Origin of the sequence: Methylobacterium indicum (assembly GCF_001043895.1) — a bacterium.
In the GTDB taxonomy this organism is placed as follows: domain Bacteria; phylum Pseudomonadota; class Alphaproteobacteria; order Rhizobiales; family Beijerinckiaceae; genus Methylobacterium; species Methylobacterium indicum.
On record NZ_JTHF01000319.1, the window covers coordinates 1 to 11,548 of the forward strand.

The 11,548-nt window shown below is 72.9% G+C and carries 7 protein-coding genes and 1 pseudogene; 5 read left to right on the top strand and 3 right to left on the bottom strand.

Annotation, left to right across the window (positions count from 1 at the left end; all coding sequences use genetic code 11):
* Window positions 1-125 precede the first annotated feature (125 nt).
* Together QR78_RS28720 and QR78_RS28725 are read left to right on the top strand one after the other, a co-directional pair.
* Entirely contained in the window at window positions 126-1,454 is a 1,329-nt protein-coding gene (locus tag QR78_RS28720; protein WP_244278503.1) for an aminotransferase class III-fold pyridoxal phosphate-dependent enzyme, read from the top strand.
* A gap of 14 nt (window positions 1,455-1,468) precedes the next feature.
* Window positions 1,469-2,554: a tartrate dehydrogenase gene (locus QR78_RS28725; RefSeq protein WP_048431036.1), complete on the top strand. Its 1,086-nt coding sequence runs from the start codon at window positions 1,469-1,471 to the stop codon at window positions 2,552-2,554.
* 248 nt (window positions 2,555-2,802) lie between these two features.
* On the opposite strand, the gene QR78_RS28730 is transcribed toward QR78_RS28725, so the two are convergent.
* Window positions 2,803-5,334, bottom strand: coding sequence for a hybrid sensor histidine kinase/response regulator (locus QR78_RS28730; protein WP_048431037.1), 2,532 nt, complete (start codon window positions 5,332-5,334; stop codon window positions 2,803-2,805).
* Window positions 5,335-5,546: 212 nt separating this feature from the next.
* Between QR78_RS28730 and QR78_RS28735 the strand changes: the two genes are divergently transcribed.
* Complete coding sequence (locus tag QR78_RS28735; protein ID WP_048431038.1) at window positions 5,547-6,014, top strand: MarR family winged helix-turn-helix transcriptional regulator; 468 nt, start codon at window positions 5,547-5,549, stop codon at window positions 6,012-6,014.
* A gap of 27 nt (window positions 6,015-6,041) precedes the next feature.
* Here QR78_RS28735 and QR78_RS28740 read toward each other — a convergent pair whose 3' ends face one another.
* A complete protein-coding gene (locus tag QR78_RS28740) occupies window positions 6,042-7,763 on the bottom strand; it encodes a methyl-accepting chemotaxis protein (RefSeq protein ID WP_082172103.1) in 1,722 nt (573 codons plus the stop codon).
* 206 nt (window positions 7,764-7,969) lie between these two features.
* Entirely contained in the window at window positions 7,970-8,911 is a 942-nt protein-coding gene (locus QR78_RS28745) for a LysR family transcriptional regulator (protein ID WP_048431039.1), read from the bottom strand.
* A gap of 163 nt (window positions 8,912-9,074) precedes the next feature.
* Here QR78_RS28745 and QR78_RS28750 point away from each other — a divergent pair.
* Both QR78_RS28750 and QR78_RS28755 read left to right on the top strand, forming a co-directional pair.
* Window positions 9,075-9,941: pseudogene (locus QR78_RS28750) on the top strand (NAD(P)-dependent oxidoreductase); the annotation flags it as partial.
* A 52-nt stretch (window positions 9,942-9,993) separates the two neighbouring features.
* Window positions 9,994-11,499, top strand: coding sequence for an aldehyde dehydrogenase family protein (locus QR78_RS28755; protein WP_089504305.1), 1,506 nt, complete (start codon window positions 9,994-9,996; stop codon window positions 11,497-11,499).
* Window positions 11,500-11,548 lie beyond the last annotated feature (49 nt).

Below are 11,548 nucleotides of genomic sequence, written 5' to 3' on the forward strand. Positions count from 1 at the left end.
TCGCCCGGCGCCAGCTCGGCGAGGCGGGCGGCCAGCCGGATCGCCGGCTCGCTCGAGAAGTGGAAGTAGCCGGTGGCATAGGGCAGCCGCCGCATCTGCTCGACCGCGACCACCTCATCCACCCGGTGATCTCGTGGAAGGGCCACGAGGCGCGCGGCGCCACGGTGCTGCAATCGGCGCAAGGCGCCACCCTCACCGATGCCGAGGGCCACACCCTGCTCGACGGCTTCTCGGGCCTGTGGTGCGTCAATGTCGGCTACGGCCACGAGTCGATCGTGGAAGTCGCGGCCGAGCAGATGCGGCGGCTGCCCTATGCCACCGGCTACTTCCACTTCTCGAGCGAGCCGGCGATCCGGCTGGCCGCCCGCCTCGCCGAGCTGGCGCCGGGCGACCTCAACCACGTCTACTTCACGCTCGGCGGCTCGGACGCGGTCGATTCGGCGGTGCGGTTCATCCGCTACTACTACAACGTCACCGGCCGGCCGGCGAAGAAGCACATGATCGCCCTGGAGCGGGGCTATCACGGCTCCTCGACCATCGGCGCCGGACTGACCGCGATTCAGTCCTTCCACGACAACTTCGACGCGCCGACGACCCTCCAGCACCACATCCCCTCGCCCTATCCCTACCGCAACCCGGCCGGCGACACGGACGACGCGGTGATCGCCGCCTCGGTGGCGGCGCTGAAGGCCAAGGTCGAGGAACTGGGCGCGGAGAACGTCGCGGCGTTCTTCGCCGAGCCGGTCCAGGGCTCGGGCGGCGTGATCGTGCCGCCGGACGGCTGGCTGAAGGCGATGCGCGACGCGGCGCGCGAGCTCGACATCCTGTTCGTCGCCGACGAGGTCATCACCGGCTTCGGCCGCACCGGCCCGCTCTTCGGCTGCGAGCATGACGGCGTGGTGCCGGACCTGATGACCACCGCCAAGGGCCTGACCTCGGGCTACAGCCCGATGGGCGCCGTCCTGATGTCGGACCGGATCTACCGCGCCATCGCCGACAACGCCCCGGCCGGCAAGCCGATCGGCCACGGCTTCACCTACTCGGCCCACCCGGTCAGCGCCGCGGTCGGCCTCGAGGTGCTGCGGCTCTATACCGAGGGCGGCATCCTGGAGAACGGGCGCCGCGCCGGGGAGCGCTTCACCGCGGGCCTCAAGCGCCTCGCCGACCATCCCCTCGTCGGCGACGTGCGGGTGCGCGGCCTGCTCGCGGGCGTGGAACTCGTCACCGACAAGGCGAAGCGCACCAAGCCGTCGCCGGATCTCGGCATCTCCGGTCACCTCGCCCGGTTCGGCTACAAGAACGGCGTGATCTTCCGCGCCTTCGCCGACGACATCGTCGGCTTCGCGCCGCCGCTCTGCTGCACGGACGAGGACATCGACACCCTGCTCGGCCGCTTCGAGCAGACGCTGAACGACGTCCTCGACGTCGCCGACGTGCGCGCCGCGCTGGCGTGAGAGGGCATTTCCCCATGACCGACACGAATCGTCACTACCGCATCGCGGTCATCCCCGGCGACGGCATCGGCAAGGAGGTGGTGCCGGAGGGCGTCCGCCTCCTCGAAGCCGCGGCGGAGAAGTTCGGCTTTCGCCTCGACCTGCAGCACCACACGTTCGGCTCCTGCGACTACTACGCCGAGCACGGCACGATGCTGCCGGCGAACTGGAAGGAGCTCCTGACGCCGACCGACGCGATCTTCTTCGGCGCCGTCGGCTGGCCGGCCACCGTGCCGGACCACGTCTCGCTCTGGGGCTCGCTGCTCCAGTTCCGGCGCGAGTTCGACCAGTACGTCAACCTGCGCCCGGTCCGGCTGATGCCGGGCGTGCCCTGCCCGCTCGCCGGCCGCGAGCCCGGCGACATCGACTTCTACGTCGTGCGCGAGAACACCGAGGGCGAGTATTCGTCGGTCGGCGGCACGATGTATCCGGGCACCGAGCGGGAGATCGTGATCCAGGAGACGGTGATGAGCCGTCACGGCGTCGACCGGATCCTGAAATTCGCCTTCGACCTCGCGCAAAGCCGGCCGAAGAAGCACCTGACCTCGGCCACCAAGTCGAACGGCATCGCCATCACGATGCCGTACTGGGACCAGCGGGTCGAGGCGATGGGCGAGCGCTATCCGGACGTGCGGCGCGACAAGTACCACATCGACATCCTCACCGCCCATTTCGTGCTGAACCCGGACCGGTTCGACGTGGTGGTGGGCTCGAACCTCTTCGGCGACATCCTGTCGGATCTGGGCCCGGCCTGCACCGGCACGATCGGCATCGCGCCGTCCGCCAACATCAACCCGGAGGGACGCTTCCCTTCGCTGTTCGAGCCCGTCCACGGCTCGGCGCCGGACATCGCCGGCAAGGGCATCGCCAACCCGGTCGGCCAGATCTGGACCGCCGCGATGATGCTCGAACATCTCGGCGAGGTGGACGCCGCCCACGCCATCGTGGCGGCGATCGAGACGGCGCTCCGCGAGCCGGCGTCGCGCACCCGCGACCTCAAGGGCACGGCCACGACCCGCGAGGCGGCCGACGCGGTGCTGCGGGCTTTCGCGGCGGCGTGACCGACAGGCCGGACGCCGAATGGCGTCCGGCCGCATCCGGGCATTCATGCCGTGTGATTGCCCCTTCGTCCGCCCCCGGGCGATCCCGCCGATCGTCGCCTTCACCGGCCGCCCATGCCCGCCAGCGGCAAGGCAGCCGTATCGGCGGCGTGACAGTCGAGAGCCGGGCCGTCGACCGTGAATATCGCGTGTCGGCGAGCGGCCAGGCGGCCTACCGCCGGAGCTTTTCCGGGTGCGAGACTTATCCCCTACTCGCTCGGAGCCGGCACCGGACGCCGCTGCCCGATCGCGCTCGCCAGCATCCTGGAGAGCTGCTCGGCCGAGTAGGGCTTGTGCAGCAGCGGGAAGCCGTGGGAGCCTTCTTGCGCCAGGACGTGGCTGTAGCCGGAGGTGAGCAGCACCGGCAGGTCCGGATGGCGCCGGCGCAAGGTCTTGGCGAGCTCGATGCCGCCCATGCCGGGCATCACCACGTCGGAAAAGACCGCGTCGTAGGCGGCGTCCTGGCCGAGCACGTCGAGGGCGGCCTCGGCGTTGGTGACCCAGGTGGCGACGTAGCCGAGATCGCCGAGGATCTGCGCGGCGAAGCGGCCGACGCCGACATTGTCCTCGACGAGGAGCACCCGCTGCCCGGCCCGGGCCGGCGCCAGCCCCTCGTCCGGCGCCGCCGCGCGGCCGGGCTCGGCCGGGGCGGCCACCTCCGGAAGGTAGAGGATGAAGGTCGAGCCCTGCCCGACCCGGCTCGTCACGTCGACGTCGCCGCCCGATTGCTTGGCGAAGCCGAAGACCTGGCTGAGGCCCAGGCCCGTGCCCTTGCCGACCTCCTTGGTGGTGAAGAAGGGCTCGAAGATCTTGTCGATCACCGACGGCGTCATGCCGGTGCCGGTATCGGTGAGCGAGATCGCCACGAAGGGCCCGGCCGCGGCGGCGTGGCCGCGGATCTCGGGTTTCTCCGCACCGCAGGCGACCGCCAGGGTGAGCGTCCCCTCCCCTTCCATCGCATCGCGGGCATTGACCGCCATGTTGATGAGCGCGGTCTCGAACTGGCTGAGATCGGCGCGCACGAAGCAGGGCCGCTCGGGGCCCCTCGTCACCACGCGGATGCGCGCGCCCGTGACCGTGTCGAGCATGTCGGCGACGCCCTGGAGCCGGGCGACGACGTCGAACACCTCCGGCGCCAGGGCCTGGCGGCGGGCGAAGGCGAGGAGCTGGCCCGTGAGCTTGGCGGCCCGGTCCACCGTGTCGGACACCGCGTCGAGGTAGCGGCGTTTCCGCGCCTCCGGCAGATCGGGCCGACGCAGGAAATCCACCGACGAGCGGATGATGGTGAGCAGGTTGTTGAAGTCGTGGGCGACGCCGCCGGTGAGCTGGCCCACCGCCTCCATCTTCTGCGACTGGCGCAGGGCCTCCTCGGCCTGGACGAGGCGCTGGGCCCGCTCGCGCTGGTCGGTGACGTCCCGGGCGACGCAGTACAGGCTGCCCTCGAACGGGACCGCCCGCCAGGACAGGGTGCGGTAGCCGCCGTCCCGGGTGCGGAACCGGTTCTCGAACGACAGGGTCGGCTCGCCGTCGGCGAGGCGGCGGATCTCGTCGCGGGTCCGGTCCTGGTCGTCCGGGTGCTCGAGCCAGGCGGAGCTGCGCCCCACCACCTCCTCGGGCTGCCAGCCGAGGATCGCGGTCCAGGCCGGGTTGACGCTGAGCCAGACGCCGTCGGCGTCGGCGACGCCGAGCATGTCGCGGCTGACCTGCCAGATCCGGTCGCGCTCGGCGGTGCGGGCGGCGACCTGGCGTTCCAGGGTCTCGTTGAGGCCGCGCAGGGCCTCCTCCAGCCGCCGCTGGGCGGTGACGTCGTTGAACAGGATCGCGACGTGGTGGTCTTCCGGCGCGTCGACCCGGAAGGCGTGGACCTCGTACCAGCGCTCCCCCAGCGCCCGGGCCGGCTGCATGAAGCGCACCGATTCGCCCGTCCGCGCCACCCGGCCGTAGAGGTCGAACCAGTGCTGCTCGTGATCGGGGGCGAGGTCGCGCATCCAGCGCCCGGCGGCATCCGCGAGGCCGGTATGGTGGGCGAAGGCGGGGTTGACCTCGAGGAAGCGGTAATCGTCGGCCCGGCCGTCGGCGCCGAACCGCAGGGCGATGACGCAGAACCCGGCATCGATCGCCTCGAACAGCGTGCGGTAGCGCGCCTCGCTGCGCCGCAGCGCCTCCTCGGTCCGGCGCCGGTCGGTGATGTCGATGATGAACTCGAAACCGTTGCCGTCGTCGAGGCGCGTCGCCGCGCACAGGCCCCAGAACCGCGAGCCGTCCCGGCGCAGATACTCGCGCTCGGTCGAATCCGATCGGCCCTGGGCCTGGAGCTCGGCGATGACGCGGCGCGACACCGGCTGCCATTCCGGCGGCACCAGGGTGGCGCCGGAGAGCCGGCCGCGGTCGAGATCCTCGCGGTCGTAGCCGCTCATCGCCAGGAAGGTGTCGTTGGCCTCCAGCACCCGGCCCGCCATGTCGAACACGATCACCCCGACGGTCGGGATGCCGAGGGCCGCCCGCAGGCGCGGATCGCCGAGGAGGCCGCCGCCCTCGCCCGACGGCCGGGCTGCGCCCGCGGGAGCGGTCCGGGCCGTGTCGACGAACTCGGTTCCGGCGGACGCGGTCCCGGCGAGAGCCGCCTTGGCCGCCAGCGCCTCCGCCGCTGCCGCGTCCCGGGCGCGCTCGGCGGCCGCCAAGGCGGTGCGCAGGCGCTCGTTCTCCGCGGCGAGATCCGGCGCGTGTCCGAGTTGCGTCATCCGTCTCCCATCCGTCCGGGCGCCGCACAGCCGAGCGCGTCCGCCTCGCGCCACCGATCGGCCCAACACTTCAGCAGGTTCATATAGGCCGAGCCCGCCACCCGTCTCCCCCCGGCCCCCGCGACCTTCGGCGCGGGTGCCCGAGGGAGACATTGCGGCGGGGTGCGCCAGGCCGCATATCCGGACATCCCCCGGAAGGCGGAGGCCGGCGCGTGACGATCCAACCGACCCGTTGCAGCAACGCGGCCCTGCGCCGGGCGACGCGCAGCGTCGGGCAACTCTACGACGAGGCGTTGAGCCCCTGCGGCCTGCGCACCACGCAGTACGGCCTGCTGGCGACGATCCGCGGCCTCGGCATCCCGACGATGGGGGAATTGGCCGAGGCGATGGTCATGGACCTCTCGGGGCTCGGCCATACCCTCAAGCCCCTGGCCCGGGACGGCTACGTCGACGTGGTGGCGGACCCGCGCGACCGCCGGGCCCGGCGCATCGCCCTGACGGAGGCCGGCGCCGCCAAGCTCGCCGAGGCGACGCCCCTGTGGCGCGACGCCCAGATCCGCTTCGAGGCCGCGTTCGGGGCCGAGCGGGCGGGCCTGCTGCGCGACCTCCTGCACGCCCTCGCCCTGCCGGACTTCCGCGACGCGTTCGAAAGCCGGGAACGGGCCTCTCCGCTCCCGTGAGGCCCGTTCAGACGACCCGCACACGTCTCAGGCCGCCCGCACGGTGGCGAGGAACCGCGTCACCTCGGCCGACAGCCGCTCCGACTGATGCGACAGGGCTGAGGCCGAACTCAGCACCTGGCTCGCGGCGGCGCCGGTCTCCTCCGCCGCGCCCGCCACCCCGGCGATGGTGCCGGTTACCTCGCCGGTGCCGACCGCCGCCTGCGAGACGTTGCGGACGATCTCGCGCGTCGCCGCGCCCTGCTCCTCCACGGCGGCCGCGATCGCCGCCGCCACGCCGCTGATCTCGTCGATCCGCCCGCCGATGCCCGCCATCGCGGTCGTCGCCCGGCCGGTGGCGGCCTGGATCGCCGCGATCTGCCCGGTGATCTCGTCGGTCGCCCTCGCGGTCTGGCCGGCGAGCTCCTTCACCTCGGCGGCCACCACCGCGAAGCCGCGGCCGGCCGCGCCCGCACGGGCCGCCTCGATGGTGGCGTTGAGCGCCAGAAGGTTGGTCTGCGCGGCGATCGAGGAGATCAGCCCGACCACGTCGCCGATGCGGTTCACCGCGAGGCTGAGGTCGCGCACCACCCCGGCGGTCGCACCGGCCTCGGCGGCAGCCGTGCGGGCGAGGCCGGCCGAGCCGTCGACCTGGCGGCCGATCTCCTGGACCGAGGCGCCGAGCTCCTCCGCCGCCGCCGCGACGGTACCGACGTTGGAGGAGGCCTCTTCGGCCGCCGCCGCCACGGCGGTGGATTGCGCGGCGGTCTGCGTCGCGGTGGCCGACATCGTCCGGGCGGTTGCCTGCAGCGCGGTGGCCGAGGTCGAGACACCCTCGACGATGCCGCCCACCGCGGCTTCGAAGGCATCGGCCATCTGGCGCATGCCGGCCTTGCGCTGCTCCTCGGCGGAGGCGCGGGCGAGCCGCGTCTCCTCTTCGAGCGCCCGGGCGCGGATCAGGCCGTCCTTGAACACCTGGACCGCATCGGCCATCCCGCCGATCTCGTCGCGGCGGCCGGCGCCGGGGACCTCCACGGCGAGGTCGTGGTCCGCGAGCCGGCCCATCGCCGACGTCATGCCGCGGATCGGCCGGATGACGCCGCGATGCAGGAGGAGCAGCGACAGGGCCGCCGCCCCGACCATCACGGCGAAGCCGACGAGGCTGGCGAGGCGGGATTGCCGCACGGCCGCCGCGGATTCCTCCCGGCGCGCATCCAGCAGCGCCTGCTCGACCGCCGCGAGCTCGGCGGCCTTGGCACGGATCGCGTCCATCACCGCCTTGCCGGCGCCCGACGCCTCGATCCGCCGCGCCTCCCCTTGCGTCGCCGGATCCTGCATCAGGCGGATCGCCCGCGCGGCGACCTCGGCGGTCCATTGCTGCTCGAGACGGCCGAGGGCATCGAGATGGGTGCGCTGCTCCGGGTTGTCGGCCACCAGGGTCCGGGCCCGCCCGAGGGCCGCCGCGAAATCCGCCTCGCCGGCGCGGTAGGGCGCCAGGAACGACGTTTCGCCCGACAGGAGGAAGCCGCGCAGGCCCGACTCGCGGTTGACCATGGCGAGGACCGTCCGGTCGACGTTCTGCATCACCTCCCGGGTATGCGCGGACCAGGCGGCCGTCTCCTCGACGGTCTCCAGATTGCGCCAGGACACGGCCGCGACGGCGAGGCTGAGGCACAGGAGCAGGACGGGAGCCGCCGCGATCTTGGCGGCAAGCGGCAGGTTCACGAGACGCAGCGACGAGGCGCCGGAGGGCGCGGCACGAGACGACATGGGCGGAGGCTCCCCAATGTCCCGGAACGGGCCGGTCCGGCCACAGTCTGGACAGCACATTATCCCGTGACGCTGCGGCATAGATCCTAATGCCGCGTGAATATCGATCTCGCTATGCAGCCTTGGACCGGCGAACTTCCCACATCGACATCACGCGAGAAGGTTCCGCCTATCCGGCGATTTTTTCTTGCTGAGCCGGTCTCGCATCACCTCGAGGAAGACGGATTGCGGGCCCCGCCCTTCGCCTCCCCGGCCATGCCACGGGCGAGGTGCTGGAGCAGCGTGCCCGCCGCCGGCGGGAGCTGACGGCCGAGGCGGGTGACGATCTGCGCCTCGACGCCGTCGAGGCCGGGATCGGCCAGCGGCAGCGCCGCCAGGCTGCCCTCGGCGACCTCCTGGGCGGCGCAGAAGGCCGGCAGCAGCGTCACGCCGATGCCGGAGGCGACGAACTGCTTGAGCACCCCGATCGAGCCGGTGATGAGCACCGGGTCGAGCTGCACGCCCTCGGCCCGCTCCGCCGCCGCGATGATCTGCCGGATGCCGTAGGCCGGGTGCATCGTGCCGAGGCGGTGGCCGGCGAGGTCGGCGAGGCGAACCGGGCCCGGATGGGCGGCGAGCGGGTGGTCCGCCCGCACCAGGACCCGGATCGGCTGGGGCATTGCCAGATGGGTGCGCAACCGCGGCTCCGGCGGCGGATTGTAGACGAGACCGAGATGCGCCTCGTCCTCGACGACGCGACGTACCACGTCGTTGGTCGCCGCGAGGTCGAGGGTCATGGTCAGGTCGGGGTGACGGCCCCAGAAACCCTGGAGCAGGCCCGACATCAGGTCGCCGACGAAGCCCTCGCCGAGCACCACGTCGATATGGCCGCGGCGCAGGCCCTTCAGATCCGTGAGCTTGGCCAGGATGTCCTCCCGGTCGGAGGCCTGGCGCCGGTAATAGTCGAGGAGGAGCGAGCCGGCCGGCGTCGCCCGCACCCCGCGGCGGTGGCGCTCGATCAGGGGCGTGGCGAGCTGCACCTCCATCTGGGCGAGCTGACGGCTCACCGCCGAGGCGTTGACGTTGAGCTTGTCGGCCGCCGCGCGCACGGAGCCGCAGCCGACCGCCTCCGCGAGATAGCGCAGGCAGCGCTCGTCCAGGCTCTGCATCGGTCGTCCCTCCCGCCCGTCGACATTCCGCTCGCCGAGTGCGTTGCCGGCAAGTCAACGCAAAATACTTGCCAGTGTCATTCCACTCAACACCGGCCTGCCTCACTCTCCGGTTCCCAGGAGGCGCCGCGGCCACGATCCCGGCGCCGATGGGAGACCAGCGGACATGCGCAGGATCGGCGTCATCGGGCTCGGCAACATGGGCCGGGGCATGGCCCTCTCGCTGCGGCGGGGCGGCTTCGAGGTCATCGGCTACGACCCCGCCCCCGCCGCCCGCGCGGCCCTGGAGGCGGACGGGATCACGGTCGCGGACGCCCCCGCCTCCCTGTGGCGGGACTGCGACGCGGTGGTGCTGTCGCTGCCGACCCCCGAGGTGGTGGAGGCGGTGCTGCTCGGCGCCGACGGGCCGCTCCAGGGCGCGAAACCGGACCTCCTGATCGTCGACACCTCGACCTCGCACCCGGACGTCACCCGGCGGATCGCGGCGGCGCTCGAACCCGCTGGCCTCGCGCTCATCGACGCGCCGGTGAGCGGCGGCCCGAAGGGCGCGCATGCCGCCACCCTGACGATGGTGCTGGGCGGCAGCGACGCGGCGGTGGCCCGGGCCGAGCCGGTGCTGGCGGCGATGAGCGCGACGCGGGTCCATGTCGGCGCCGTCGGCGCCGGCCACGTCACCAAGCTCGCCAACAACCTGCTCTGCGCCGCCCACCTGATCACCGCCGCGGAGGCGGTGCGGATGGCGCGGGATGCCGGCGTCGAGCCCGCGCGCCTGCTCGCCGGGATCAATGCCGGCTCGGGCCGCAGCGGCGTCACGCAGGTCAACTTCCCGACCTGGGTGCTCAACGGCGCCTTCGATTCCGGCTTCACCATGAAGCTGATGCGCAAGGACGTGCGCCTCGCCGGCGCGCTGATCGCCGCCCTCGACCTCGACCTGCCGCTCTCGGCGCAGGCCGCCCGGCTGTGGCGCGACAGCACCGGGATCCCGGACGACGCCGACTTCAACGCCATCGTCAAGCTCCAGCTCGCCTGATCAGGAGGCCCCCGTCGTGACCGAGACCCGTCCCCGGACCCTGGCCGCCCTGATGCGGCCGTTCTTCCCCGAGACCCCGTCGACCGGGTCCTGCATCGGCTCCTGGGTGAACGGCCGCATGGTGCCGGGCACCGGCGAGACCGTCCGCCTCGTCGATCCCGCCACCGGCCTGACGCTCGCCGAATACCCGGATGCCGGCGCCCCGGTCGCCGCCGAGGCCGCCCGGGCGGCGCGCGAGGCGCAGGGCCGCTGGGCCGCGCTCACCGGCGCCGCCCGCGGCCGGGTGATGCAGGAGATCGCCCGCACGATCCGGGCCGAGATCGAGCCCCTCGCCCGGCTCGAGGCCCTGAACGCCGGCAAGCCGATCCGCGACTGCCGCGGCGAGGCGGCCAAGGTCGCCGAGATGTTCGAGTACTATGCCGGCTGGGCCGACAAGCTGCACGGCGAGGTGATCCCGGTCCCGACCAGCCACCTCAACTACACCCGCCGCGAGCCCCTCGGCGTGGTGCTGCAGATCACGCCCTGGAACGCCCCGGTCTTCACCTGCGGCTGGCAGCTCGCCCCGGCGCTCGCCGCCGGCAACGCGGTGGTGCTCAAGCCCTCCGAGCTGACCCCCCTCACCTCGCTCGCCGTGGCGGCACTGGCCGAGCGGGCCGGGCTGCCGGCGGGCGTCGTCAACGTGCTGTCGGGCTACGGCCACACCACCGGGCAGGCGGCGCTCGCCGAGAAGGCGGTGGCGAAGGTGGTCTTCGTCGGCTCGCCGGCCACCGGCGCGCGGATCGCCGAGGCCGCGGCGCGCCACCTCAAGCCCTGCGTGCTCGAGCTCGGCGGCAAGTCGGCCAACATCGTGTTCGCCGATGCCGACCTGGAGCGGGCGTGCCTGGGGGCGCAGGCGGCGATCTTCGCCGGCGCCGGCCAGTCCTGCGTCGCCGGCTCGCGGCTCCTCGTCGAGCGTCCGGTCCACGACCGCTTCGTCGCCATGCTGGCGGAGGGGGCGAACCGCATCCGCGTCGGCGATCCCCTCGACCCGCAGACCGAGGTCGGACCGATCAGCAACGCCGCCCAGTACCGCCACGTGCTGGCGATGATCCGCGGCGGCCTCGACCAGGGCGCCACCCTGGCGGCCGGCAGCGACGGCCACCCGGCGGAGGGCGGCTTCTTCGTCCGCCCGACGATCCTGTCGGGGGCCGACAACGCCATGGATTGCGCCCGCACCGAGATCTTCGGGCCGGTGGTGACGGTGATCCCGTTCGACACGGAGGAGGAGGCGGTGGGCATCGCCAACGATTCCGACTTCGGCCTGGCCGGCGCGATCTGGACCCGCGACGTCGGGCGCGCCCACCGGGTGGCGGCCGCGGTGCGGGCCGGGACCTTCTGGATCAACGCCTACAAGACGATCCACGTCTCCTCGCCCTTCGGCGGCTCCGGGCGCAGCGGCTACGGCCGCTCCAGCGGGATCGAGGCCCTGCACGAATACACCCAGGTCAAGAGCGTCTGGGTCGAGACCGCCGCCGCCCCCGCCGTCGCGTTCGGCTACGCCCCCGGCGTCGGAGCCTGACACCCCACCCGGTCCGGGGGGCGGCCCCCGGACCGGGTGGGGTGTCAGG

Excerpts from the sequence above, each read along its gene's own strand:
- QR78_RS28725 (WP_048431036.1), top strand. The coding sequence starts at position 1,469 with ATGACCGACACGAATCGTCACTACCGCATCGCGGTCATCCCCGGCGAC.
- QR78_RS28730 (WP_048431037.1), bottom strand. The coding sequence starts at position 5,334 with ATGACGCAACTCGGACACGCGCCGGATCTCGCCGCGGAGAACGAGCGC.
- QR78_RS28740 (WP_082172103.1), bottom strand. The coding sequence starts at position 7,763 with ATGTCGTCTCGTGCCGCGCCCTCCGGCGCCTCGTCGCTGCGTCTCGTG.
- QR78_RS28745 (WP_048431039.1), bottom strand. The coding sequence starts at position 8,911 with ATGCAGAGCCTGGACGAGCGCTGCCTGCGCTATCTCGCGGAGGCGGTC.
- QR78_RS28755 (WP_089504305.1), top strand. The coding sequence starts at position 9,994 with ATGCGGCCGTTCTTCCCCGAGACCCCGTCGACCGGGTCCTGCATCGGC.